Below are 25,460 nucleotides of genomic sequence, written 5' to 3' on the forward strand. Positions count from 1 at the left end.
CTACAAAATTAATTTCATGATTCTCTCTCGTAAAAGAAAGAGATCTTTTCTGAATAAAGTTAAATATGCCCTGGTATACGGCTATACATATGATGTCATCGTTCTTCTCTCGTACACCAAAGGCTGTTCATAAAAAGGAAATAGTATTCCTTTGTCTAATTAGAAGTTCAATACTTTCTTAGCTGTTTCCAATACATCCTTGAAGTTTGGTAACCAAACTGACTCAGCTTGTGAGAATGGATATACAGTATCAGGAGCAGTTACACGTAATACGGGTGCTTCTAAGCTTAAAATAGCACGATCATTGATTTCAGCTACAACGTTTGCCGCAATACCAGCTTGTTTTTGAGCTTCTTGAACAACGATTGCGCGCCCTGTTTTTTCAACAGAAGCAATAATGGTTGGAATATCTAATGGGCTAACTGTACGCAGGTCAATAACCTCTGCAGAAACGCCCTCTTTTTCTAATTCAGTTGCAGCTTTCAAGCACTCATGTACCATTGCACCATAGGAAATCATAGTAAGATCAGTACCTTCGCGCTTCACTTCAGCTTTTCCAAGCTCAATTGTGTATTCACCTTCCGGAACTTCTTGGCGGAATGAACGATAAAGCTTCATGTGCTCAAGGAATACAACAGGGTCATTATCACGAATAGCTGCAATTAGTAGTCCTTTTGCATCGTATGGTGTAGATGGAATAACAACCTTCACACCTGGCTGTTGAGCAATTAAGCCTTCTAAACTATCTGCGTGAAGCTCTGGAGTATGTACCCCTCCACCAAATGGTGAACGAATCGTTACTGGAGCAGTGTAACGACCACCTGAACGATATCGCATTCGCGCTAATTGACCACTAATTGAATCCATTACTTCGTATACAAATCCGAAGAATTGGATTTCTGGTACTGGACGGTAGCCTTGTAAGCTTAAACCAACTGCAAGTCCACCAATACCTGATTCAGCAAGTGGTGTATCAAACACGCGATCTTCGCCGAATTCAGCCTGAAGACCTTCAGTAGCACGGAACACGCCGCCGTTAACTCCAACGTCTTCACCGAAAACTAAGACATCTGGGTTATTTTTTAATTCTGTGCGTAACGCATCAGTGATTGCTTGAATCATTGTCATTTGCGCCATGGCTTACTTCGACTCCTTCGCTTTATAGATTTCCATTTGCTCCTCTAAATTTTGAGGAAGCACTTCGAACATATGTGAAATAAGGTCAGTAACCTTTTGCTTTGGTGTTTCATCAGCTTTTTTGATTGCGTTCTTGATATCTTCTTTTGCTTCTTCAATGACTTGGTTTTCAATTTCTTCGTTCCAAATTCCTTTTCCTTCTAGATACTTACGGAAACGAACAAGTGGATCTTTCTTTTCCCATTCATTGTCAAGCTCTGAAGTACGATATCTAGTTGGGTCATCCCCAGCCATTGTATGTGGGCCATAACGATAAGTCAAAGTCTCAATTAAAGTTGGACCATCACCATTAACTGCACGCTCACGAGCTTCTTTAACAGCAACATAGACAGCAAGTGGATCCATTCCATCAACTTGAATTCCAGGAATACCAGCTGCTACAGCTTTTTGAGCTAATGTATGTGCTGCTGATTGTTTTTCAACAGGTGTGGAAATGGCAAAACGGTTGTTTTGAACCATGAATATCGCAGGTGCTTTGAATGCTCCAGCAAAGTTAATTCCTTCATAGAAATCACCTTGTGAAGTTCCGCCGTCACCAGTATAAGTAATCGCAACTGATTTCTTACCGCGTTTTTTCATTCCCAATGCCACACCAGCACATTGTATGTATTGAGCGCCAATGATGATTTGTGGAGAAATGACATTTACTCCTTCAGGCATTTGGTTCCCATGGAAATGTCCACGTGAAAATAAGAATGCTTGGTATAATGGTAAACCATGCCAAACGATTTGAGGAACATCACGGTAACCTGGTAAAATGAAATCTTCTTTTTCTAAAGCAAATTGAGATGCAAGTTGAGATGCTTCTTGACCAGCAGTAGGTGCATAGAAACCTAAGCGCCCTTGACGGTTTAACGAAATAGAACGTTGGTCTAGAATTCGTGTATAGACCATTCTTCTCATTAATTCTTTTAATTGTTCATCACTTAAATCAGGAACAGCAGCTTTATTTACTACTTCTCCTTCTTCATTTAAGATCTGAAACATAGGAAAGTTTTCAGCAACCTTATTCAGTTGCCCTTGTAAATCAAAGACATTTGCTTTAACAGCCATCTTCTTCTCGCTTCCTTTCTTACCCTATTTTCTTATTCAAATGCGCCTTTGTGCCTAAAACCAAGGTGCTGTAACTTTATTATGGTGATAAACCATTTATAAAGTTAAGAATGATACAAAACATACAGCATTAGGTTACCCAAAAATATATCTTTTCAAAGACATTTTTTATCCGAATGGACATGGTCTTTAGATGTAATGACTTTCAGCAATGCTCGAAAAGGATATTCTGTTTCCTAAATGAAGCTGTATTAATTATTTTGGTAAAGCAATTAATACAACTGCTCTTTATCCATTTCCAAGTTTACAACAATGTAAGAGAGTCGTCAAATTGTTTGTTTACTGTTTTATTTCTTGTCCACACAAAAATAATTTTTGGAATTCTTATCCATTTTAAAAAACTGTACCAGTACACATTTGTCATCTGTATCATAAAAAAAAATAAAATTTCCGACTTGAAACTATAAAAACGCCATAAAAAAAGGACTACCAGCATTGGTAGCCCTTTCATCCTGTGTCTTATTCTTTCTCTTCAAAAACAACCTCTAGTCCTGCACTTTTATAAAATGAAACCTTCGCATTGTTGTATTGGTCAGTGAGTTTGTTAAAATCTTCATTTGCCGCAACTACTTTTTCATATGTCTCATTAATGAGATTGATTTGTTGCTCCAACTCTTCTAGGGTCAATTCTTCATTTTGAAACATTTCATATAATTTTTTATCATATCCAATGGCTTCTGTATAAGAAGAGTAAAGTTTCTCATAGCTCTCATACCGCTGATTCATGACCGAAACTAAAGCATCTGCTTCTTCCTTAACACTTTCTTCCTTTATCTCAGAAATAAAAGAATCCACTTTTTGAAACTCTTTTTTAGAGGCTTTGATACTTTCATGTTCATTGTTAATTCTTGTTTCGCGTTCAGTCACAATATCTAGAGCTTCTTTAGATAACGTAACAATTTGATCAAATTCTTTCATTCCCAATGTTAAAATTTCATCATAAAGCTCTTTTTCTCTTTTCTCTAATTCGACTAATGGTTCTTGTTGTTCTTCAAAGTCCTTTTCAACTTTGACTACTTTTTCTAAGGTCTCATACATTTGTTCTTCAGGTGATGGTCCATTATTACATCCCATTAAGAGAAAAATCATACAAAGTAAAACAATTGACAATTTAAACGTTTTATTTTTCACGATCTGTTCCCCCTTAGCTACTTACAATATACTATATAATAATATGTTTTCATAACATAAATTTTGGGTTTGCATTTAATTTAATTATATTTAGTTGCGTAAGCTTTAGAACAAGGTTGTCCTCTTCTTTTTGTATTTAAAAATCCGTAGAGCTTTGTTAAACTAAAACTACAAAAAGCATCAAGAGCAGGAAGTGATTACGTTGATTACAATGGATAATATAATCCGCGAAGGGCATCCAACATTACGTCAAATGGCAAAAGAAGTGACTTTACCACCATCGGCAGAAGACCGAAAAACATTGGAAGAGCTACTCCAATATGTAAAAAACAGTCAGGACCCAGAAATGGCAGAAAAATATGGCTTAAGGCCTGGGATTGGGCTTGCAGCACCACAAATTAATGTCTCTAAGCGTATGATTGCCGTACATTTAAGAGAAGATGATGTGCTTTATAGCTTTGCTTTGTTCAATCCAAAGATCATCAGTCATTCTGTTAAAAAGAGTTATTTAACAGCTGGTGAGGGCTGCTTATCCGTCGACCGCGCTGTTCCAGGCTATGTTCCTCGTTATGCAAAAATCAAGGTCAAAGGAACGAATTTAGATGGCGAAGAAACTATTGTGGAGCTTAAAGGTCTTCCAGCCATTTGTTTTCAACATGAGATTGATCATTTAAATGGTGTTATGTTTTATGATCACATCGATATGGAAAATCCTTTTGCAGAACCAGAAAATGCAATTCCAATTGAACGTTAATTTGAAAGTATCGATGTGCAAAGCATGTCGATGCTTTTTTGTTCTTTCCAGTATTTTTCCATGATAAACATCCATATTTTCCACATACTAAAGACAAACTTAGAACCAACGCATCGTTTTTGAAATGTTTAAAGTCTGTGAAAAAAGGAGATGATAGTCATGCTAAAAAAGTTACGGAAAAAATTAATAAAGCAATGGCAGGATTTATTAAAAAGGAAGTCGATTGCGTAATTCTTGAAAGTGAAAGACTATAGAGCCCTTCGTGTTTCGGAGGGCTTGTTATGTACTACAATTAATATTAATGATATAATATATTTTTAGGTGTACGGTGGATTAAATCTTCGATTCCCAATTAGTTTTATTCGAATGTTCATAGTCTTTCCCCCTAAGCTACTTCCTCTTTTTACCTATCAGGTATACATTTGATAAGAAATATTTAGGAAAAGAAAGAAAAAACATGAAAATCATGTTATATTTTTATATAATAGAAAAAGTTACTCTAACTTTCGGAAATTAAGGAGAGATTTGGCAATGATATTTAAAGTTTACTACCAAGAAGATGCTTATGAAGTTCCTGTAAGAGAAAATACAAAAACGATGTTTATTGAAGCAGAATCACAAGTTGAGGTTCGCCAAAAATTAAAGGAACGGAAAATTAACATTGAATATATTCAACGGGTGGAAGGGGCCTTTCTTGAATATGAAAAACTAAATGAAGATTATAAAGTATTGGAGATTTGATGAATGATGAAATTTGTAAAGAACGATCAAACAGCTGTTTTCGCCTTAGGTGGACTTGGGGAAATCGGTAAAAACACTTATGGCGTGCAGTTCCAGGATGAAATTATCCTGATCGATGCTGGAATTAAGTTTCCAGAGGACGAGCTGTTAGGAATCGACTATGTGATTCCTGATTACAGCTATCTTGTTAAGAACGAAGAGAAGATTAAGGGTTTATTTATCACCCATGGTCATGAAGACCATATTGGCGGTATTCCTTATTTACTACGTGAAATTAATATACCCATATACGGTGGAAAGCTTGCCCTCGGTTTAATTCGAAACAAATTAGAAGAGCACGGGCTACTCCGTCAGGCAAAGCTAATCGAAATTAAAGAGGATGACATCATAAAGTTCCGTAAAACATCGGTTACTTTCTTCAGAACAACTCATAGTATTCCGGACTCTTACGGGATTGTGGTAAAAACTCCTCCTGGACAAATCGTACATACAGGAGATTTTAAGTTTGACTTCACACCTGTTGGGGAACCTGCAAACCTCCAGAAGATGGCGGAAATAGGTAAGGACGGGGTTCTATGTTTACTGTCAGATAGTACGAATGCGGAGATTCCTCATTTTACAATGTCTGAAAGACGTGTAGGCGAAAGTATTCAAGATATTTTTCGTACGGTTGATGGTCGGATCATTTTCGCTACTTTCGCATCTAATATACATCGTCTTCAACAAGTGGTTGAAGCTGCTGTTAAAAATGACCGAAAAATTGCGGTATTCGGAAGAAGTATGGAATCGGCAATCAACATTGGGTATGATCTCGGTTATATTCAATGCCCGAAGGACACTTTTGTAGATGCAAACCAAATCAATCGCCTACCAGCTAATAAAGTGGTCATTCTATGTACAGGAAGTCAAGGTGAACCAATGGCAGCTCTTTCAAGAATTGCGAATGGTACTCACCGACAAATTCAAATAAACCCTGGGGATACAGTTGTGTTTTCATCCTCCCCTATTCCTGGTAATACATTGAGTGTTAGCCGTATCATTAATATGCTTTATCGTGCAGGGGCCGATGTCATTCATGGACCGCTAAGCGACATCCATACATCAGGTCACGGAGGGCAAGAAGAGCAAAAATTAATGCTTCGCCTGATGCAACCAAAATACTTTATGCCAATTCACGGCGAATATCGTATGCAAATCATGCATGCAAAATCCGCTGTAGATTGTGGTGTATTAAAGGAAAATTGCTTTATTATGGACAATGGTGAAGTTCTTGCACTAAGCGAGAATGAAGCGTCTGTAGCTGGTAAAATCCCTTCAGGCAATGTGTATATTGATGGTAGTGGAATCGGTGATATTGGTAACATCGTTTTACGCGACCGCCGCATCCTTTCTGAAGAAGGTCTTGTTATTGTTGTCGTTAGTATTAATATGAAAGACTTTAAGATTGCAGCAGGTCCTGATTTAATTTCTCGTGGATTTGTGTACATGCGTGAGTCTGGAGATTTAATCAATGATGCGCAAAGCTTGATATCCAAGCATTTAAATAAAGTAATGGAGCGACGTACAACACAATGGTCTGAGATTAAAAATGAAATCACAGATACACTTGCTCCTTTCCTATATGAGAAGACAAAACGCCGTCCGATGATTTTACCAATCATTATGGAAGTTTAATTCGCTTTCATGTACCCTTATATTCAATGTTGATCTCCCACTGAGTCTCCTCAGTGGGTTTTTAAATAAAAATGAAAATAAAAACGCCTCAAATGAGACGTTTACTCTTCGATTAAGTTTTTTTCGAAACGACTGATATCTGTATCCGCTCCGATAATGATTAAAATATCTCCTTTATAAATTTGTTCGGTTGCTTGAGGAGAAACAATGATATCTCTTCCTCTTTTCATTGCTACGATGGTTACCCCATAGTTGGCGCGAACATCTAATTCAATTAAAGATTTTCCATCAATTTTCTGCCCTGCGACAATTTCAATAATGCTATGCTCATCTGAAAGCTCTAAATAATCTAGGACATTATTTGAAATGATATTATGGGCAATTCGTTTCCCCATATCACGCTCTGGGTGGACAATTCGATCTGCTCCAATTTTACTTAAGATTTTCTCATGGTAATCATTTTGTGCCTTAACCCAAATTTGTTTAACCCCTAATTCTTTTAAGATAATGGTCGTTAATATACTTGCCTTCAAGTTATCCCCGATTGCCACAATGACAAGGTCAAAATTACGAATCCCGATGCTTTTGAGGACAGATTCATCTGTGGAATCCCCTACAACCGCATGAGAGGCAATTGTTGAATACTCGTTCACTTTATCTTCATCAATGTCCATGGCCATAACTTCCATGCCTTCTTCACTTAATGCTCGGCATATACTTCCTCCGAAACGCCCTAGGCCAATGACCGCAAATTCCTTTTTATTCACTACGATTCCCCCATCAATTTGATGATACCATTGATTGTAACATAATTATTTCCGATTGTGGAAGCACCCTATCATCCTGCTTTCTTCCACACGAGACAAAAAAATGAAAGGACAATTTTTTTGTCGTCCTTTCATTCTTTTACTTATATTGCTTCAAGCATCTTAAATTGCGCCCTTACTAAACCGAAATATTCTCCCTGCTGTTTCATAAGTTCGTCATGATTTCCTTGTTCAATAATTTCGCCATGGTCTAATACAAAAATTTTGTCAGCTTCACGAATCGTTGAAAGTCTATGGGCAATGATTATTGCCGTACGGTCCTTTAATAGCTGTTTTAAAGCCTGTTGGATTTTTACCTCAGTTTCAGTATCAATACTTGCTGTAGCTTCATCTAGTATTAAAATTTTCGGATCTGCTAAAAGTGCGCGGGCAAATGATAATAATTGTCGTTCACCCACTGATAAGATATTTCCTCTCTCCTCGACTTCTGTATCATAGCCGTTAATAAGCTTCTCAATAAACTGATGTGCACCCACTGCTTTTGCAGCTTCGATAACCTCTTCATCGGTTGCATCAGGCCGGCCAAAGCGAATATTATCTTTAATGGTACCTGAGAAAATAAATGTATCCTGAAGAACCACACTGATTTGGGAACGAACACTTTGAAGCGATAGTTCTTTAATATCGATTCCATCGATTCGAACTTCCCCGCTTGTCGCATCGTAAAAACGGCTTATTAAATTGGCTATGGTAGTTTTACCTGATCCGGTATGTCCTACAAGAGCGACTGTTTGACCCGCTTCCATCGTTAAGGAAATACCCTTTAACGCTTTACGGCTATCATCATAAGAAAATTCAACCTTATTAAATTCGACTTTTCCTTTCATATCGGTTAGATGAATCGCATCTTCTTTTTCACCAACAATTGGCTTTTCATCGATAAATTCAAAAATACGTTCAGATGAAGCCATCCCTACCAATAGTTGATTATAGACTTGACCTAAACGGGATATCGGTTCCCAGAACATCCCTAAGTAAAAGGCAAATGAAACGAAGACCCCAACTGTTAATCCATTGTCCTGAATTAGCATTGCCCCAAACCAAATAAGAATTGCTGTCCCCACTGCATTCGTCATTTCAACAAACGGACGGAACATTGCGTTCTTTTGGGTTGCCACTCTCCAGCTTTCAAAGTTTTCATTGTTAATACCATCGAAGAATTCGATATTTTCATTTTCTTGAGTAAATGCTTGTGTTACTCGTATCCCCTGAATACTTTCATTCAAATGGGAGTTAAGCATGGATTGTTTAATTCGCACTGTTTGCCATGATCTTCGAATATTTCTTCTTAACTTTGTTGTAATTAAGACCATCAAAGGCAGAATAATCAAGATAGCCAGTGTAAGTTTTGGACTTAATCCAAAAAGAATAAAAATAACCCCAAACAAAAGAACAAAGTCCATTAATAGATTAATAACTCCATTTGTGAATAATTCTTGAAGGGAATTTACATCATTAAGAATTCGAACTAATATCGAACCTGCTGATCGCTTGTCAAAAAAGCGGTGTGAAAGCCCTTGAACATGTGTAAAAAGATGTTTTCGTAAATCATAAATGATATTTTGACCTAGCATATTCGTCCATTTTATTCTATAAATATTGGCTACATAGTTGATTGCATATAAGCCAGCAATGGTAACAACTAATGTAATTAATAAATTCGTATCTTTATTGGCAATCGCATGGTCAATTGTATACTTACCGATTAAAATCGGTGCAATTAACCTTACCGCAGTCGTAAGTAATACCATGATAATGGCGAGTGGTAATAAACTCTTAGAATATGGTTTCATATACGCTAGTAATCGAAGCATTTGCTTCCAGTTAAACGGTTTTTCAATTACTGTATCGCTTGAATAATGGAAGCGATGTTTTATATCTTGTTTTTCTTTCTGGGACATTTCATCTCACCTACCTAACCGACTTGGGTCTCTAAAACCACTTTTTGATCCTTATATTGAATTTCATAAATACGTTGATAAGGTCCTTCATTTTTCAATAATTCTTCGTGGGTACCACGTTCCACAATAACACCATTATCTAATACTAAAATTTCATCTGCATGTTTCAAGGAAGAGATTCGATGAGCAATGATAAAGGTTGTACGACCTTTCATAACTTCCTTTAAATCTTGCTGAATCTTGAATTCCGTTTCCATATCAACCGCACTCGTGGCATCATCTAGAATCAAAATACTTGGATCAATGCAAATGGAACGAGCAATTGCAATCCGTTGTTTCTGTCCCCCTGATAATCCCATACCGCGTTCACCTAACATCGTATCATAACCATTTGGAAGTTCCATGATGAACTCATGCGCTTGTGCTCGTTTTGCTGCATCAATAATTTCTTCCATGGATGCATTCGGCTTTCCATAGGCAATATTGGCACGGATTGTTGACGAGAATAAGAACGACTCCTGCATAACAAAACCAATATTACTTCGTAAGGTGTGAATTGAATAATCGGTTATGCTTCTACCATCAATTAACACTTGCCCCTTTACTGGTTCATAAAATCTCGTCATCAGCTGAGTAATACTTGTTTTTCCAGAGCCGGTAGCCCCAATTAAGCCAACAACCTTACCTGGTTCAGCTGTAAATGAAATAGATTCAAGAGCTGCCTCATCATCCTCCATATATTTTAGGGTGACATCTTTAAATTCAACAAGACCCTGTAATTTTTCTTTCATGAACACATTGTCTCCGTCAACAATTTTCTCCTCAGCCTCAAGTATTTCTAAAAGGCGTTCTCCTGAAGCTTTTGCTTGTGAAAACATGTTGATAATAAATCCAAGGTTCATGATTGGATTAAGTAAGTACCAAACTAAACTAAAAAAGGCGACAAGTTCACCATGTGAAACTGCACCATCAATAACTAAATAGCCTCCATATGAAAGAAGCGCAACGACACAGACATTACCGATAAACTCCATTAATGGAAAGAATTTCGCCCATATCTTAGATGTTGCAAGTGAAACATCGCGATATCCCTCGTTAGATTGATTAAATTTATTGATTTGAAACTCTTCTCGAGATAGTGATTTTACTGTATTTATTCCACTAATATTTTCTTGAACATTTGTATTCAGGCGACCAAAGGTTTTTCGAACCTTACGAAATGCTGGGTGAACACGTTTGTCAAAGCGATAGACAACAATCGCTAAAAATGGCAATGCCATAATTGTCACGAGAGTGAGTGGAACAGAATAGGATAACATGACCATTAAACTGAAGATAATTAAAAGTGTAAAACGAAGCAATTCCGCAAATCCAAAAGATAGGAAGAATCGGAAGCCTTCGACATCAGCTGTTAACCGTGACATAAGGTCCCCAGTTTTTGCATTGTCATAGTAGCTAAACGATAATCGTTGAAGCTTTTCGTATAATGCATTTCTTACTTTATATACAGCAGTAATTCCAAATAAATCCCCTAGATATTGGTTGAAATATGTAGCTACCCCCTTAACAACCATAATGGCAATGAAACCTAGTGCAAGATATGGTACAAGCTGATAGTTACCCGCTCGAAAAACTTCATCAATTGTTAATTGAAGCACAATTGGGTACACAACTGTAATTCCCGTCACAAAAATCATTGCAAATAATGACCAGAAAAAATACTTTCGATACGGCCAATAAAACCCCTTTAATTTCTTAAAGGTCTCCATTAAACTCCCCCCTTGGTGTTTACAAAAACATGAAGAAATGTTAAAAAACTACGTAACTTATAATATATCGGTTTTCGAAATAAATTACTAGTGCATTATCTGAAAATCTTAAATTTTTTCTATAAAAAGATAAAAAACAAGACCAGGTCAAAAAATGACTAGGTCTTGTATACTATTATTCCTAGTCTGCCTTCTTATGTTTCCTCTAGTACACGATTAACAACGTTTTTGTTAGCATCTTTATTACGCTGCCACCGGCTTGGAAGTGACGAAGCTTACCTTCTTTATCAAACACATAATAGGCAGGAACATATTGATTGTCAAATGTATCATTTAATTTAAGATCACTTTCAACAAAAATAGGCTGTGTGATGTTATGTTTTTGGACCTCTTGCTTGATTTCACTCAATCAAGATCATTTTCAGACGTTGATTAAACACATGAAAAAGACTAGGTGTTGTACCTAGTCTTGTTTTCTTCTTCTATTATTGTCATTTACGCTTGTCCTAAACGACTCTCCACTTGCTGACAAACCTCATCAGCAGAAAGGCCATTTGCTTCAATAACCGGCCCTTTCATGACAGTATCAGCCATACCCATCACGTTCGAATCTAAACCTGTCACAACGCAGCAGTCACAATTTTGTGCATCACTTTCCTGTTTTAACTGAACAACTTCATAGCCTTTTTCTTGTAGAGCTTGCTGAACATTTGTTAGAGAGCCCTCAACTCCAATTTTCGCCATTAATCATCCACCTCCTCATATATGTAATTTGTCACAATCATACTGTGATTATTCTACACATATTTGAAGATTGAATTCATCGTAAGGACAAATTTAAAAAGTATCTATGTTTTCCTTGATCATTTCCACAAAGGCTTGAACCTGTTTAAGGTCAAACGCATAATCATAGCCAACGAGCCATGTATCCCGTTTCATTGGCTCATTGTTTTCATTCATTAACGGAATTTTATAGATATTTTTCGTTTCCTCATCATTTAAAGTGACGGATGGCAAAATTGCATAGCCAATTCCATTTAACGTCATTTGTTTGCAAGTTTCAATTTGATCAACCACGATTGTTCGGCGTGGTGTTGACTGAAAGGTACGATGCCACCATTCTTGGATTTCTTGATAGTAGGTTGAGTCACTTTTAAATTGTATAAATGGTCGGTCGGTTTCCCATACCTGTTCAATTTTTTGGATCTCTTTGTCGACCATATACATCGTATCCGTTAATAAATGGTGTTTTGCCCCCTTCCAGTCGGGTTTTCCGCGAATGATTCCTATATGTACAGTATCATCATAAAGGTTTTTTAAGATTTCACTACTCCAACCAGTTATGAGCGAAATTTTTGCATGTGGATATTTATTTACATATTTCTTCAACACCTTTGGAAGCCAATTTTGTCCAATAATGGATGCACACGCAATTTTTAAAGTCCCATGCACTTCTTGATTTAGTCCTTGAAGTTGCTCCCGTATTTTCTCTTCTTTTTCGACAACCTCTTTTGCAAAATCAATAATTTTTTCTCCCGCCGGTGTAGGTGTTAGCCCTTTCTGGGAACGAATAAAAATCTTAGTATTCCACGCTTTTTCAATCGTTTGAAGACGCTGAGATAGCGCTGGCTGTGTTACAAATAAACGTTCTGAAGCTTTTCGCATATTTAATTCAGATGAAAGGACAACTAATAATTGAAATTCGGAAAATTGCACACTTGTTCCTCCCTGATTACAGGTATAAGTTTTACTTATAGTATAATTTATATACCGTTAAATTACATTAATAACAGAAAAAAACCTCCTTTATCAATTTGGAGGTTTTTGAAACTTTATTTGATTTTCAGTTGTTTATTCAATTGTTTTAAAATTGCACGACGAGTAAAAATACCCTCAAATACTAGTTCATCATTTTCTACACATACAAATGGGTGATCAATGACTAAATGAATACCTTTTAACATATTGTCATTAAGGTTCAACCTCGGGATTTCCCTATTCATCACTTCTTCAACCTTCATCTTCTCAAGACGCTCAAATTCAATTCGTTCTAATCCGAGGATTGAGTCTAGGATAAGGGTTGAGCTTATTAATCCGTGTAGTTTATATTTTGGGTCTAGTACTGGAACGGCGGTATAGCCTGTTTTCGTAAGGACTAAAAGTGCGTGTTCTAGGCTGTTTCCAATTTGAACATGGGCAACTTTATCCGCAGGAATAATCATGTCATGAATCGTTGTTTCAAATAAATTTTCACTTTGAAGACCAAACATGTAAGCCTCACAACCTCACATCGTAATTATTTTTCATATGTTCCCAGATTACTATTATTCATGCTCCTCCTCTATTTTACCATAATTTTAAATGGATAACTTGTATTATTTTGTAGGGGTTACATGAAAGGTTGCTAAAAAAGAAAATGGTCCGGCATGCGCCGAACCTTTACGATGATGATTAGCTAATTAAATCAAAAATTTCGATTGCGATCATATCAATATTATCGAATTGATATGTTTTGGGTTTTTCCCCTGCCTGGTATACTTCAAGTTCAAAAGTACTTGTTTTGTTAAAATATTTTACACTGCACTTTCTTTCACCATTTACTTCAAAAAAACGTTGAGGTGGCTCCCCACCATTTGCATTTTCCTGAAGACTTATAAGGCGAGTAATAATTCCTTGCAACTGTGACATAAGTGCCTCTCCTTTCGTATGCATAAAGCCTGTTTCATTTTAGGATTGAGCAATATCCATTCTTCTATCCACATTTTTCGAACGGAGCAATATTATCAGAATATTGTATTCAATACCTTTACATAACTACTATGTAACAATACAATAAAATTAGCCATGAAACAATAAAAAAGTGGGAGGAAAACATGTCAAATCTTACGCAACTAAATGAGCGAATATTTTTAATTGATGCACATGATTTGGGAAGGAAAGCTCGAACTGGTTCTTACATAATTCAAGAGGAAAAAATAACAATTGTTGAAACGAGTGCAAGTCCGTCTATTCCTTACATATTAGAAGGGCTAAAAGAACTCGACATTCATCCAAATGATGTTGAGTATATTATTGTCACTCATATTCATTTAGATCATGCAGGAGGTGCTGGACTCCTCTTACAGCATTGTCCAAATGCCAAGGTGGTTGTTCATCCAAAAGGGGCTAGGCATTTAGCTGATCCCAGCCGTTTGACGGCAGGTGCCAGAGCGGTATATGGCGAGGATTTTGATACGTTATTTAATCCGATTATACCCATTCCTGAGGAAAAACTAATTGTGAAAGAAGATCAAACAGAGTTATCAATTGGTCCAAATTGCAAACTTGTCTTTTATGATTCTCCAGGCCACGCTAATCATCACTTCAGCATTTTTGACCCTGTCAGCAACGGTATTTTTACTGGTGACACAATCGGTGTTTATTATCATGAGCTTGTAAAAGATGATCTTGAACTCATTTTACCTTCCACCTCACCAAATCAATTCCGACCTGATGCCATGATGGAATCTGCTGAAAAAATAAAATCGCTAGGCGTTACAACGATTTATTTTGGGCATTATGGGATGACGACAAATGTAAATGAAGTTTATAAGCAACTCTCGTTTTGGTTGCCTATCTTTGTTGATGCTGGGAAACAAGCCTTTGCAGAACATCCATTGGCAAGTCCAAGTGAACATAAAAATTTTATTAAAGAACGAATATTAAAGGAGGTCACCTCTTACCTTGATGAAAGGAATGTTCCAAGGAATCATGACGTATACGAAATAATTGAACTTGACCTTGATATATGTTCGATGGGAATTGTTGATTTTCTCTTAAAATTAAAATAGAAATCCCAGTGGGATTTCTATTTTTTAGATTTCAGAATATTTTATTGAAGCAGCCAGCTTGTAACGGGGTGCGGTTATCCATTTCAAGCAAGGAATAAATCGTCGTTTTAAACGGATTCCAAGTTAGAATGGAAGTAGCTGTTTTAGCCGTTTCATTTTCTAAGGTAGACTCTTTAACAGAAGGGGGCTCATCTTCCATAGCTAGTTCACTAATTACCCAATTTGAATTCTTTTTTTCAAGCGTGATGACTTCATAATGATTTTTATACGAAAAAGGACCTGAATCGGGAGCTTTGAATAATTCATAAACATACATTTTATTTTCTTTCTGATCAAACAACATTTTTGTTTCATCTGTATAGGAATAAAACGGAACAAAATATAAGGCAAAATCGGAGCCATATACAATATAGCCCTCTTCTTCCTTCATCAAATTTTCCTCTAAAAAAGTTGCTGCATAGTCCTCATGAAAATAAGGCGCAAGGATTTGCTCTACCTCATCATATGTACGAAATTCCATTGTCAGTGAAGATTGAGCTTGAAAGGCTTCTTGCAGAAGTGTGAACACTTGTTCTTTTGGTAAAGGTTGATTTGATGATGCTGTAGCCGCTGGAACAGTAACGAGTCCGAGTAAACAAATGATTATGAGTAGTAGTACGATTCGCTTGTTCAATATATCATCCCTTCCTTGCTAGACTGTCTTAGTACAAGTACCATCATTTTAACAATTTCTCTTCTTCCTATGGGTAACAATCGTTCGTTAAATAGTTGCATATTTTGACACAATACACGATATACAAACAATTCATTCAACCATCCAGTGAAAAAAAGAAAGAATATTGACAAGAAAAATCTCCATACTAAAAAAAGACCACGAGTGTGATCTTTTTAAAAAGTTATGAATCTATTAAAATGGATGCTGATTTAGCCACTGACCGCCATCCATCGTAATGCATTCCCCATTCACATAGGCTGCATGATCGGATAATAAAAAATAGGCGAGTTCAGCGATTTCTTCTGGTGTTCCTAATCGTCGTAATGGCACACTTCCAAGCGTTCGTTTTGCCGCTTCTTCTGATTCCCAAAGTTTTTCCGCTCCACCTGTACGTTCAATTGGCCCAGGTGCAATCGCGTTTACACGAATTCCATATTTACTTCCCCATTCAACGGCAAGTGTCCTAGTCATGGATAACACGCCCGCTTTTGCTGCTGCTGAATGAATCACCCCGGCACCAGCACCCCAAGCATATGTAGCAACCATATTAATTATACTGCCCTTGATATTCTTTTTGATCCAGTACTTTCCAACTGTCGAACTGCAATAAAATGTTCCATTTAATACAATATTGATGACAGCATTCCACCCATTTACCGATAGCTTTTCAGCAGGACAAATAAAGTTCCCTGCAGCATTGTTGACGAGAAAATCAATCCGACCAAATGCTTCATCGGTTATCTTAACCATATGCTCAGCATGCTCCGGCTCCCTTACATCCATTTGAACAATAAGAACTTGGTCTGGAAAGGTTTCAATTTCTTTTTTCGTCTCTTCCAATTTCTCAAGAGTCCGCCCTGTAATGACAACAAACGCCCCAGCGCTAGCAAACCTTTTTGCCATATATTTTCCCATACCACTTGATGCCCCTGTAACAATAACAACTTTCCCCTTCATCCTATCCCCTCCACAAAATGAATGGCTATTCATTTTTTATTATACCATTTTAACATGTGTAATACATATTTAAAAATTATTTGAATATGAATATGCTACACTAGTCTCATGACTTCAAATGATTTAATAGATAAGTTGGCTGTTAGGATGTCAAAGAAATATACAAGAAGACAATTTTTAAAAAGAGCATTGGCTACTACTTCGACAGCTATTATTGCTTCTTCAATCGGGTATGGCTATGCCCGCTATATTGAACCGAAGCAACTAGAAATTACGAAGCACATCGTCGAGCATCCTACCATTCCGAAAAAATTCGATCAAATAAAAATAGTTCAATTTAGTGATACACATGTTGGGCACTACTTTTCTTTGGAGCAACTAAGTCATATAGTCGATAAAATAAATGCTCTCAAGCCTGACCTTCTGTTTTTTACAGGTGATTTAATGGATGAGCCTAATAAATACGCTGCTACCAACCACCTTATTCCGATTCTCGAGCGATTAGAAGCGCCGCTTGGAAAGTTTGCCATATACGGAAATCATGACCACGGAGGCTATGGATCAGAAATTTATAAAGAGATGATGAATCAAACGGGTTTTACCCTATTAATGAATAGCTCAGAGGAAATTTTTGTAGAGGATTCTAAGATTACAATTGTTGGGCTGGATGATGTCATGCTTGGTCGCCCTAATTTTGAACAAGCCTTCAAGCATGTGGATTCTTCTAGCTTTACCATTCTGCTTGCGCATGAGCCGGATATTGCAGAGCGCGCTGAAGAAGTGGGGGCCCATATGCAACTATCAGGTCATAGCCATGGTGGCCAAATCCAAATTCCATTTTTCGGACCACTGATTACTCCCCCACTTGGCAGCATCTACGTTGAAGGAGATCATCTAATTGGTCCTACTAATATGTTCCTATATGTCAATCGAGGACTTGGAACAACAAGACTGCCACTACGTTTTCTTGCTAAACCCGAAATCTCTATTTTTACATTAGCTGCTACCTAGCAAAAAAAAGGATGTCACTTTACTTTTTACGGGTTCCGATTCAGGGTACAAAGCAGTATATCACAATAACGTTTTTAGCGTGAATTCACACATGAATTCACGCTTTAATTATCTTGTTATAGTAACGTTTAAATGCAGTTTTTATTATAAAAACAATCAAAACTTACATCCGTTTTTTGGGAGTGTGACAATACTGTATCTTGAAAATGTGATTGTGAAAATAGGTACGATATTGTCGGTGGATTGCTTTTCGGTCCAAAGTTGAAGATGCAACAGCGTGTTTGCTGAATAAAGTAAATTCTAATATTAAAGGATTTACTCGACTTCGGACACAACCACTATGGTTTGGCTTTCCTTTGTCTGAAGATGCCTTCACTTCGGACACAACCACCAATGTTTGGCTTTCCCTTGTCTGAAGATGCCTTCACTTCGGACACAACCACCATGGTTTGGCTTTCCCTTGTCTGAAGATGCCTTCACTTCGGACACAACCGCCATGGTTTGGCTTTCCTTTGTCTGAAGATGCCTTCACTTCGGACACAACCACCAATGTTTGGCTTTCCCTTGTCTGAAGATGCCTCTACTTCGGACACAACCGCGATGGTTTAGCTTGCCCTTGTCTGAATATTCTCTGACTTTATTTCTCTAAAAAGTTTGACTATGATTTTTACTGTGATTTGACCTTAGAAACGCTACGCGTTTTAATATGATAATTTGTCTGTTTGCACCTCAAAACGGAACCCGTCACTTTACTTTGACAGCCTCTTTTTCTATCATTACTTGTTTTTTAGATAATGTTCAACCATTTCATCTTCGGGAATGGGTTTACTAAAGAAATAGCCTTGAACCTTATGACAACCCATAATTTTGAAAAATTCTACCTGTTGTTCTACTTCTACACCCTCTGCAATAACGGAAAGACCAAGGCTTTGTGCTAAGTGAATAATCGTTGTTGTAATCGCAGCATCCTTCTCATCACGAAGCACATCTTTAACGAAGGATTGATCGATTTTAAGCGTATCAATTGGAAGTTTCTTAATATAGCTTAAGGAGGAATAACCTGTTCCGAAATCATCTACTGAAATGCGTACACCAATCTCTTTTAATTTTGCGAGAGTTTGCAACGTTCGCTTCGGGTCCTGCATAGCCCCTTCTGTAAGCTCAAATTCAAGGCATCCTGGATAAAGTTGATTTTCTTCAATATTTTGTTGAATCATGGTCACTAATTCAGGTTGTTGGAATTGCTTCGGAGACAAATTGATCGAAACAGAAACTGAACCATACCCATATTCTTTCCATTGCTTTAGTTTCCGACATACTGTCTGAATAATCCATTCTCCAATTGATAAAATAAGACCTGTCTCCTCTGCAATAGGAATAAATTCAACTGGTGACACGAAACCGAGCACGGGATGTTTCCACCTTAATAACGCCTCAAAACTAGTCACTTTATCAGTACTTAGGTCCAACTGTGGTTGGTAGTAAATCTCAAGTTCATTTTTCTCAATCGCTTTTCTAAGACCTGTCTCCAACTGCATCAAATGAGTCGTCTGTTTTTGTAAATCAAAGCTATAAAATTGATACAGTGACCGCCCTAATTCCTTCGCCCGATACAAGGCTGTATCCGCATTTTTGATAAGGGAATCGCCATCACTTCCATCTGTTGGAAAAATACTAATACCGATGCTTGCTGAAATAAAAAACTCCTTTGCTTCTAGTCGGAATGGCTTTTCAAAAGCTCTGTTCACATTTTGAGCAAATTGTTCAGAGAGTTCTCTTGACGTGTTTGGTAGGATCACAATAAATTCGTCCCCACCTTGGCGGAATACTTTATAGCTCTTTTCACTAATAGAGGTTAATCGTTCTCCAACTGCTTTTAATAGATGATCACCAGCAACATGCCCCATTGAATCGTTAAAAAATTTAAACCGATCAAGATCAATAAACATTAATGCTAGATTTTGATTCGTCATTTCTGCTTTTTCTACTGCGTTGTCTAAGTCCTTTTTTAATGAACTTCGATTTGGCAACCCTGTAAGTGGATCATGATAGGCCATATAGGTAATCATTTCTTTATCTGCGACTCTAGCAGATATATCACGTGTTACACTTACGATAAATGTAATATCACCATTATCATCAAAGATAGGCGTAAGGATCGATTCTCCGTGAACGATTCTCTTGTCAGCTAATATGACTACATCCTGAAAAGAAACTGGTTCTTTTTTCTCCATAACAGACTTATATTGTTCATCCAAATGATTTGCAGTTTCAAGAGGTAATACTTCATGAAGTGTTTTCCCTATGCTGTCATCAGTTAGCTTTGCATGCCCCTTGGCTTCTTCATTTAAGAAAACATAGGAAAAGCCGCCGTTGTCTTCTACTTTCATAACATAAATTAAATCCTTGATGTGCTTAAGGATAATTTCAAAGATGATTGCTTCGATTTTTTCATCAAAACGGCTAAATTGATCATCCTTTAAAATGACATTATTCATTCTGTTCATGATACCATTCCCTATTTCGTGTAATATCTAAATCTTTCTGCATATATCGATAAAAACCTTTAATTTTTAAAGAAATATTTTAATAGATCCATTTATAAAATATGCTATGTATCGTCTACATGCTAGTGAATTTGTCAAAATTCACTACTACAAGTATAATAAAAGATAGAAAGGAGCGAAAGTATGAAAAAACAGGTAAATCAAACCCCGCTTGAACCAACTGTGGACAACCTTGCTCGCGCAATCTTTGTTGTGAATCGACATGCTAAAACCGCAACAAACCCTAAATTTTTATATTTACTAAAGCGTAAAGCATTAGAAAAGCTTATAGTAGAAGGAAAAGCCAAAAAAGAAGGCCTTCATTTTTCTAGAAATCCGAAAAATAGCCAACAGCAATCTGATGTTTTAATTTCAGCAGGGGATTATTATTTTCACATGCCTCCTACAAAAGAAGACTTCTCACGCCTGCCACACCTTGGAAAGTTGAGTCAGACATATCGCAATCCAAAAACTCATCTATCACTTTCTCTAGCTAAAAGCCTTCTACAGCAATACGTTGGAATTGAAGAAAAGATAGAAAATAGTCATCAACCACATAAACGAACCTACCAAAAACCTGTATTCAAAAAATTAGGAGAAAGTTATCGATAAGTCCATAGAAAAAAACCAGGTGTATGTACCTGGTTTTTTTAATAGAGGTAAGTTAAGGTGCGTTGATCGGCTAAATTTGTATCAATCGGGCATTCTTGCGCGTCTCTCCCATATTGCCATACCCATACATTTGCTTTGCATTTCGGTGATGTTGGTCTAAAGTTAGGTGCATTCCGTTCCTTGGACACCCCAGGCTCAGGTTCCGCACTCCATAATATGGTTTGTACCGCAACCTGCTTATTTTTTCGAACGGCCTCACAATACGCATTGGAAAAATCACCTTCAACTGGATCATGATAAATACCTGGACGATAGCCAGTAGGATATATGGACTCCACCCATCCGCGAATCCACGCTTCATCTACAGCAAAAAAGCGCTCGATATTGGCAAAGAGAGCTACATTATTGGGAATACCGAGACGTCTTGCATTAAATACAGCATTACGTGCAGCAAGCTGCCCTTTTTCAAAAGTAGTCGCATCAGAAAAAACATTGTAAATCGGCAAAACCTTAATTCCACGATTTCGTAAAAATGAAATTTCTTCTCTTGTTAAAGCGTGTGAAACATTTGGTACTTCACTCAAATATCTCCCCCAAAATTTCGGGTTTCCAAATTTATTTTTCACACATGTATATAATTCTTCGTCGGCTGTTGCCGACGAATCCACTCCCCATACATATCTTGGCATTTTCACAACTCCTTAGTGCATACAAGATCAAACACTGTATTCATTATTTTCTGCATTTGTCCTGCCACTTAAGTGGAGGATGACTGTTGAATAAAATTATGCTTTCCATTTATGAATTAGTTGATTGTTTTCTCCTCTTGCAAAAACATCAATTCGATTACGGCTCCATGAGGCAGAGGATGGTTCGGAGGTTAATGTTCCACCAAGATCTTCCCATTCACTCCAACTACTTCCGTCCCAATTTTTTAGATACAGATGATTATCTGTTCCTTTTGCGAATACATCTAGATTATTAGATTTTCTTGAAGAGGCAGCAGGACTAGAGGTTAATTGACCACCAAGGTCTTCCCAATTACTCCAGCTTGAGCCATCCCAATACTTATGAAAAAGAGATCGATTCTCTCCTCTAGCGAAGACATCGATGCGATTAGGTCCCCATGATACGGCACCAGGTGCTGACGTTAGAATACCGCCTAAATCCTCCCACTCACTCCATTCCAAACCATCCCAATATTTATGATAAAGATGGCGGTCCGTACCTCTTCCAAATACATCCAGTCGATTCTCTCCCCATGATGCTACCGCAGGTGATGACGAGAGAACTCCTCCTAAATCTTCCCATTCACTCCATGAGGAACCGTCCCAATATTTATGAATTAAATGGTTATTATCACCTCGGGCAAAAACGTCGACTCGCCCTGGTCCCCATGATATGGCAGCTGGGGATGAAGTAAGAGATCCTCCGAGCTCCTCCCAATCGCTCCAACTTGACCCATTCCATATTCGGTGGTAGAGGACCCGATTTCTGCCACGTACATAGACATCTAATTGATTCCTGTCAGGTATTGTAGCCGAAGGTCCTGACGTTAAGTAACCCCCAAGGTCCTCCCAATCGCTCCAACTTTTTTCAGGTGAATAGCCAATATTTTCATACGTTAGTCGAATAATCGCCTTCATGATCCGTTGAAGTACCTGATCAGGAATACGGTAGGGTGCGAGCACAACGAAGATCCAATATGCTTGGTTCCGAAACGCCTGATAAGTCTGATTTACCTTTTGATCTAAGGAACCTGAAAATTGATTTTGCGTCATAAGAGTAAACATAACAATTTGTATCGCAATATACTGGGACATTCTTCGGTTAACATTAAATTCTGCTAATTCATCATAATGGGGTTTTACATTTTTTCGTACTTCTTTCCACACATTTTGAAACTCTTCTGTTTGTCTTTTTTGATTTTCCGGTGTGTTATGATTTATATAATAAGCTTGTTGGTAGCCATTAACGGGATAATATGGATAAAAATATTGTGGAACTGTTCGGTTATACGGATTCATTTGATATCCACCATATGGTTGATTCATAGCAGGTACCTCCCTTTTATAAAAAGTCCTCATATCATACTATGATGAAAATTAGGAAAGTAACCCATTTTTTCACATTCTCCGGCACGTATCACAATGTTTTCCAAACCAGATAAGTTCTGACATATCTAAATTTTCTAAAAAATACTTTACTTTTTATCGTTTTCCCTTCATAATAGAAAGACAACTAGATGATGCAATAGTTTCCTAAAATAGCATGGATCTAGTGGCGCTTATAAGTAAACCAACGCTTTTTTACAAATAAGCGAAAAATAAAAAGGAGTGATTACGTAATGGACCATTTTAACAAAGAGCAAAAAAATGAAGTAGTTGTTATACCTCAAACGCCTGATGAAGAGATGTATGAGAAGGTAGCAGAAATGGTTCTCATCCAATCACAGGCCTCCTTTAAGAAAGAGCAATTGCTTAAACAAATCGACGAATCCCTAATTAATCGAGATGAATCATTATTTATGAAACTTACAAAACAATATAATATGTTACTGTCTCAACATCATTTTTTACAATAAACAATAGGCTAGTGCGAGATGCACTAGCCATTTCTTTTGAAAAAACGGTGTAGCCTCCTGCGCTACACCGTATCGTTTATTCGCGGAAGCTTAATTTTAAAGGTTGTGCCTTCGTGTTCTTTACTATCCACCGTAATTTCACCATTATGGTTTTCGATAATATTATAGCTTACCATTAGCCCAAGGCCCGTACCCTTTTCTTTTGTTGTATAAAAAGGCTCCCCGATTCGATCAAGGATAGACATTGGAATTCCACACCCCTCATCAATAAATAAGATATAGATCGAGTCATTTGTAACCCTTGTGCGTATTATGATTGTTCCGCCATTTTCCATCGCATCTATAGCATTCTTAATGAGATTGATGAACACTTGCTTAATTTGATTTTCATCACAGGTAATAATCGAATCTTGATTCACAAAATCAATATTGATTTGAATATTTTGAAGAATAGCCTGTGTCTCAAGAAGTGTCACAACGTCTCGCAATATGATCCGGATATCCTTATTTTTGAATTTTATCTCGGATGGCTTCGCCAATAACAAAAGCTCACTTAAAATCAATTCAATTCGACTTAATTCCGAAAAAATAATGTCAAAATAATTTTGTTTTCCTTGGATTTCATCATTAAACAATTGTAAAAATCCTTTGATTGCGGTTAATGGATTTCTAATTTCATGGGCAATCCCTGCAGCAAGCTGTCCGGCAATCGATAGTTTTTCAGATTTAATCATTAATTCTTCTGCCTTTATTCGGTCAGAAATATCGCGAATAATGACTTGAACCGCTGCTTCCCCGAAATAAGTTGTTGGAATGCCAATTAGTTCTGTATAAATTTGTTTTCCTTGAAATGTATACCATGATTGTTTACTGAAATTAACTTCCTTCTTTTCAGAATTGACAATCCCGATGAATTCTCTGACTTGATCATGATTATCTGGATGAAGAAAGGTATAAATATTTTTCCCTAACATTTCTGTGTAGCTGTTAGCCCCAAACATTTTTACACCTGAGTCATTGATAAACACCCAATTATTTTGATAAATCACAGCAATGGTATCAATCGAATTTTGAATAATTCGTTGGTAGCGTTCACGGCTTCTATGGATGATATCGTGGAATGATTTACGTGATGAGATATCATGTAAAACGATATACTCATAGATCTCATCATGGATATAGATTGGAACTTCCTTCACTTCCAGATAGATTTTTTCGTTGTTTTGTTTCAACCATTTTTGTTCGATGATACCTAAACGAAAGCCACTCTGAAGCTGCTCTATTCGTTTACTCACCACTTCGTGGAATTCTTCGTCTATAAACTGATATATGGAGTTCCCAATTACCTCATTAGGTTGTTGGATTTCTAAAAGGGATGCTGCTTCCCTATTCAAATACACGATTTGACCTAATTTTGCAATAATGATTGGAAATGGAGCTTCATCAATTAAATTCGGTGCATCAACTAACCTAGTAATCGGGAAAGACTTATCCGGAAAAAGCGACGATAACAACGTATTAGGACTGTTTTCCTCAAGCATGCAGTCATTTGTGGGATCCACTAAAACGTTCATTTTTAAAAGTATTTCTTCATATTCGAAAGACGTGGTGTCAAAGATAGGCTCAACAATAGTTTCGAACCAGATAATATCATTATTTGTTTTCAGCACTCTTAGTGCACATGCTGATTGTTGTTGTTTATTGAAAAAATAGCTTTCAAGCATGAAACGGTCATCTTTATGGATGATATTTTTAATCGAAGTTCCAATTAACATCTCTTTCGTGTAGCCTAAAACGTCTTTACAGTTGCTCGAAATATAAAGAATTTGACCATTTACAGTCACTGTTAATACGAGATTAACAGATGAAGGTGTTGCTGTTACATGTTCCGGAGCACTTTGTGAATTTCCTGTTCTCATCTATTGAACCCCCACCTCTCTATCGCTTATTTTGGTCGTTATGGTGAATCATGTATATGAATTTGGAAGTATTCTGTACGTGTTTTTTGGTAGGTGTAACCATTTTTTTACTATACTATTACATTAAGTTAGGGGCTAATTCATATCCATAGGTATAAAGCTGTCTCTTATACACATCT

23 protein-coding genes and 1 pseudogene are annotated in these 25,460 nt (G+C 37.0%); 7 read left to right on the forward strand and 17 right to left on the reverse strand.

The genetic code is table 11. The features are described 5' to 3' along the window. Positions 1–159: 159 nt before the first annotated feature. From E1I69_RS16115 to E1I69_RS16125, 3 genes are all read right to left on the reverse strand, one after another. The gene (locus E1I69_RS16115; RefSeq protein WP_136380592.1) at positions 160–1,137 is read right to left on the reverse strand and encodes an alpha-ketoacid dehydrogenase subunit beta; all 978 of its coding nucleotides are present in this window, start codon (positions 1,135–1,137) and stop codon (positions 160–162) included. Between the two features lie 3 nt (positions 1,138–1,140). Further along, entirely contained in the window at positions 1,141–2,250 is a 1,110-nt protein-coding gene (gene pdhA, locus E1I69_RS16120) for a pyruvate dehydrogenase (acetyl-transferring) E1 component subunit alpha (RefSeq protein ID WP_136380593.1), read from the reverse strand. Between the two features lie 519 nt (positions 2,251–2,769). Next, complete coding sequence (locus E1I69_RS16125; RefSeq protein ID WP_136380594.1) at positions 2,770–3,441, reverse strand: YkyA family protein; 672 nt, start codon at positions 3,439–3,441, stop codon at positions 2,770–2,772. 202 nt (positions 3,442–3,643) lie between these two features. Here E1I69_RS16125 and def point away from each other — a divergent pair, with 202 nt between their 5' ends. From def to rnjA, 3 genes are all read left to right on the forward strand, one after another. Next, positions 3,644–4,195 carry a peptide deformylase gene (gene def, locus E1I69_RS16130; RefSeq protein ID WP_207308560.1) on the forward strand — a complete coding sequence of 184 codons (552 nt, stop codon included), beginning with the start codon at positions 3,644–3,646 and terminating at the stop codon, positions 4,193–4,195. A 531-nt stretch (positions 4,196–4,726) separates the two neighbouring features. Then, positions 4,727–4,936: a DNA-dependent RNA polymerase subunit epsilon gene (locus E1I69_RS16135; RefSeq protein ID WP_136380595.1), complete on the forward strand. Its 210-nt coding sequence runs from the start codon at positions 4,727–4,729 to the stop codon at positions 4,934–4,936. A 6-nt stretch (positions 4,937–4,942) separates the two neighbouring features. Beyond that, on the forward strand, positions 4,943–6,610 hold the full coding sequence (gene rnjA, locus E1I69_RS16140) for a ribonuclease J1 (protein WP_136380615.1): 1,668 nt from the start codon (positions 4,943–4,945) through the stop codon (positions 6,608–6,610). A gap of 101 nt (positions 6,611–6,711) precedes the next feature. On the opposite strand, the gene E1I69_RS16145 is transcribed toward rnjA, so the two are convergent. From E1I69_RS16145 to E1I69_RS16180, 8 genes and pseudogenes are all read right to left on the reverse strand, one after another. Then, positions 6,712–7,377, reverse strand: a complete 666-nt coding sequence (locus E1I69_RS16145; protein WP_136380596.1) for a potassium channel family protein — start codon at positions 7,375–7,377, stop codon at positions 6,712–6,714. Positions 7,378–7,520: 143 nt separating this feature from the next. Then, positions 7,521–9,338 (reverse strand): ABC transporter ATP-binding protein, encoded by a 1,818-nt coding sequence (locus tag E1I69_RS16150; protein WP_136380597.1) that lies wholly within the window; start codon positions 9,336–9,338, stop codon positions 7,521–7,523. 14 nt (positions 9,339–9,352) lie between these two features. Further along, positions 9,353–11,107 carry an ABC transporter ATP-binding protein gene (locus E1I69_RS16155; RefSeq protein ID WP_136380598.1) on the reverse strand — a complete coding sequence of 585 codons (1,755 nt, stop codon included), beginning with the start codon at positions 11,105–11,107 and terminating at the stop codon, positions 9,353–9,355. A gap of 194 nt (positions 11,108–11,301) precedes the next feature. After that, positions 11,302–11,516 (reverse strand): annotated as a pseudogene (locus E1I69_RS16160) (TlpA family protein disulfide reductase); the annotation flags it as partial. An 86-nt stretch (positions 11,517–11,602) separates the two neighbouring features. Continuing rightward, positions 11,603–11,851, reverse strand: coding sequence for a YkuS family protein (locus E1I69_RS16165; protein ID WP_136380599.1), 249 nt, complete (start codon positions 11,849–11,851; stop codon positions 11,603–11,605). Positions 11,852–11,944: 93 nt separating this feature from the next. Next, on the reverse strand, positions 11,945–12,823 hold the full coding sequence (locus E1I69_RS16170; RefSeq protein WP_136380600.1) for a LysR family transcriptional regulator: 879 nt from the start codon (positions 12,821–12,823) through the stop codon (positions 11,945–11,947). A gap of 116 nt (positions 12,824–12,939) precedes the next feature. Then, positions 12,940–13,377 (reverse strand): cyclic-di-AMP-binding protein CbpB, encoded by a 438-nt coding sequence (cbpB, locus tag E1I69_RS16175; protein ID WP_136380601.1) that lies wholly within the window; start codon positions 13,375–13,377, stop codon positions 12,940–12,942. A 181-nt stretch (positions 13,378–13,558) separates the two neighbouring features. Then, complete coding sequence (locus E1I69_RS16180; protein ID WP_136380602.1) at positions 13,559–13,795, reverse strand: YkuJ family protein; 237 nt, start codon at positions 13,793–13,795, stop codon at positions 13,559–13,561. A 185-nt stretch (positions 13,796–13,980) separates the two neighbouring features. Here E1I69_RS16180 and E1I69_RS16185 point away from each other — a divergent pair, with 185 nt between their 5' ends. After that, positions 13,981–14,937 (forward strand): MBL fold metallo-hydrolase, encoded by a 957-nt coding sequence (locus E1I69_RS16185; RefSeq protein ID WP_136380603.1) that lies wholly within the window; start codon positions 13,981–13,983, stop codon positions 14,935–14,937. Positions 14,938–14,968: 31 nt separating this feature from the next. Here E1I69_RS16185 and E1I69_RS16190 read toward each other — a convergent pair whose 3' ends face one another. Then, positions 14,969–15,610, reverse strand: coding sequence for a DUF3993 domain-containing protein (locus E1I69_RS16190; RefSeq protein ID WP_161974918.1), 642 nt, complete (start codon positions 15,608–15,610; stop codon positions 14,969–14,971). 234 nt (positions 15,611–15,844) lie between these two features. Beyond that, positions 15,845–16,609, reverse strand: coding sequence for a 2,4-dienoyl-CoA reductase (fadH, locus tag E1I69_RS16195; protein WP_136380605.1), 765 nt, complete (start codon positions 16,607–16,609; stop codon positions 15,845–15,847). A gap of 147 nt (positions 16,610–16,756) precedes the next feature. Here fadH and E1I69_RS16200 point away from each other — a divergent pair, with 147 nt between their 5' ends. After that, positions 16,757–17,620, forward strand: a complete 864-nt coding sequence (locus tag E1I69_RS16200) for a metallophosphoesterase (RefSeq protein WP_136380616.1) — start codon at positions 16,757–16,759, stop codon at positions 17,618–17,620. 776 nt (positions 17,621–18,396) lie between these two features. Here E1I69_RS16200 and E1I69_RS16205 read toward each other — a convergent pair. Further along, entirely contained in the window at positions 18,397–20,127 is a 1,731-nt protein-coding gene (locus tag E1I69_RS16205; RefSeq protein WP_136380606.1) for a sensor domain-containing protein, read from the reverse strand. Between the two features lie 183 nt (positions 20,128–20,310). Between E1I69_RS16205 and E1I69_RS16210 the strand changes: the two genes are divergently transcribed. Further along, positions 20,311–20,778, forward strand: a complete 468-nt coding sequence (locus tag E1I69_RS16210; RefSeq protein ID WP_136380607.1) for a YkyB family protein — start codon at positions 20,311–20,313, stop codon at positions 20,776–20,778. A gap of 38 nt (positions 20,779–20,816) precedes the next feature. Here the strand turns inward: E1I69_RS16210 and E1I69_RS16215 are convergent, their stop codons facing one another. Next, positions 20,817–21,467 carry a glycoside hydrolase domain-containing protein gene (locus E1I69_RS16215; RefSeq protein ID WP_136380608.1) on the reverse strand — a complete coding sequence of 217 codons (651 nt, stop codon included), beginning with the start codon at positions 21,465–21,467 and terminating at the stop codon, positions 20,817–20,819. Between the two features lie 96 nt (positions 21,468–21,563). After that, positions 21,564–22,832 (reverse strand): DUF346 domain-containing protein, encoded by a 1,269-nt coding sequence (locus E1I69_RS16220; protein WP_136380609.1) that lies wholly within the window; start codon positions 22,830–22,832, stop codon positions 21,564–21,566. Positions 22,833–23,125: 293 nt separating this feature from the next. On the opposite strand from E1I69_RS16220, the gene E1I69_RS16225 reads away from it, so the two are divergent. After that, a complete protein-coding gene (locus E1I69_RS16225) occupies positions 23,126–23,362 on the forward strand; it encodes an IDEAL domain-containing protein (RefSeq protein ID WP_136380610.1) in 237 nt (78 codons plus the stop codon). 62 nt (positions 23,363–23,424) lie between these two features. Here E1I69_RS16225 and E1I69_RS16230 read toward each other — a convergent pair whose 3' ends face one another. Then, positions 23,425–25,281, reverse strand: coding sequence for a PAS domain S-box protein (locus tag E1I69_RS16230; protein ID WP_136380611.1), 1,857 nt, complete (start codon positions 25,279–25,281; stop codon positions 23,425–23,427). Positions 25,282–25,460: the final 179 nt, after the last annotated feature.

The organism is Bacillus timonensis, from assembly GCF_004799755.1.
In the GTDB taxonomy this organism is placed as follows: Bacteria; Bacillota; Bacilli; order Bacillales; family Bacillaceae_L; genus Ferdinandcohnia; species Ferdinandcohnia timonensis_A.

What these genes read in the sequence shown, in the direction of transcription:
- pdhA (WP_136380593.1), bottom strand. Translation starts at nt 2,250, where the DNA reads ATGGCTGTTAAAGCAAATGTCTTTGATTTACAAGGGCAACTGAATAAG.
- E1I69_RS16215 (WP_136380608.1), bottom strand. Translation starts at nt 21,467, where the DNA reads ATGCCAAGATATGTATGGGGAGTGGATTCGTCGGCAACAGCCGACGAA.
- fadH (WP_136380605.1), bottom strand. Translation starts at nt 16,609, where the DNA reads ATGAAGGGGAAAGTTGTTATTGTTACAGGGGCATCAAGTGGTATGGGA.
- E1I69_RS16205 (WP_136380606.1), bottom strand. Translation starts at nt 20,127, where the DNA reads ATGAACAGAATGAATAATGTCATTTTAAAGGATGATCAATTTAGCCGT.
- E1I69_RS16200 (WP_136380616.1), top strand. Translation starts at nt 16,757, where the DNA reads ATGTCAAAGAAATATACAAGAAGACAATTTTTAAAAAGAGCATTGGCT.
- E1I69_RS16185 (WP_136380603.1), top strand. Translation starts at nt 13,981, where the DNA reads ATGTCAAATCTTACGCAACTAAATGAGCGAATATTTTTAATTGATGCA.
- E1I69_RS16225 (WP_136380610.1), top strand. Translation starts at nt 23,126, where the DNA reads ATGGACCATTTTAACAAAGAGCAAAAAAATGAAGTAGTTGTTATACCT.
- E1I69_RS16180 (WP_136380602.1), bottom strand. Translation starts at nt 13,795, where the DNA reads ATGTCACAGTTGCAAGGAATTATTACTCGCCTTATAAGTCTTCAGGAA.
- E1I69_RS16210 (WP_136380607.1), top strand. Translation starts at nt 20,311, where the DNA reads ATGAAAAAACAGGTAAATCAAACCCCGCTTGAACCAACTGTGGACAAC.
- cbpB (WP_136380601.1), bottom strand. Translation starts at nt 13,377, where the DNA reads ATGTTTGGTCTTCAAAGTGAAAATTTATTTGAAACAACGATTCATGAC.
- rnjA (WP_136380615.1), top strand. Translation starts at nt 4,943, where the DNA reads ATGAAATTTGTAAAGAACGATCAAACAGCTGTTTTCGCCTTAGGTGGA.
- E1I69_RS16220 (WP_136380609.1), bottom strand. Translation starts at nt 22,832, where the DNA reads ATGAATCAACCATATGGTGGATATCAAATGAATCCGTATAACCGAACA.
- E1I69_RS16165 (WP_136380599.1), bottom strand. Translation starts at nt 11,851, where the DNA reads ATGGCGAAAATTGGAGTTGAGGGCTCTCTAACAAATGTTCAGCAAGCT.
- E1I69_RS16135 (WP_136380595.1), top strand. Translation starts at nt 4,727, where the DNA reads ATGATATTTAAAGTTTACTACCAAGAAGATGCTTATGAAGTTCCTGTA.
- E1I69_RS16230 (WP_136380611.1), bottom strand. Translation starts at nt 25,281, where the DNA reads ATGAGAACAGGAAATTCACAAAGTGCTCCGGAACATGTAACAGCAACA.
- E1I69_RS16115 (WP_136380592.1), bottom strand. Translation starts at nt 1,137, where the DNA reads ATGGCGCAAATGACAATGATTCAAGCAATCACTGATGCGTTACGCACA.
- E1I69_RS16150 (WP_136380597.1), bottom strand. Translation starts at nt 9,338, where the DNA reads ATGTCCCAGAAAGAAAAACAAGATATAAAACATCGCTTCCATTATTCA.
- E1I69_RS16155 (WP_136380598.1), bottom strand. Translation starts at nt 11,107, where the DNA reads ATGGAGACCTTTAAGAAATTAAAGGGGTTTTATTGGCCGTATCGAAAG.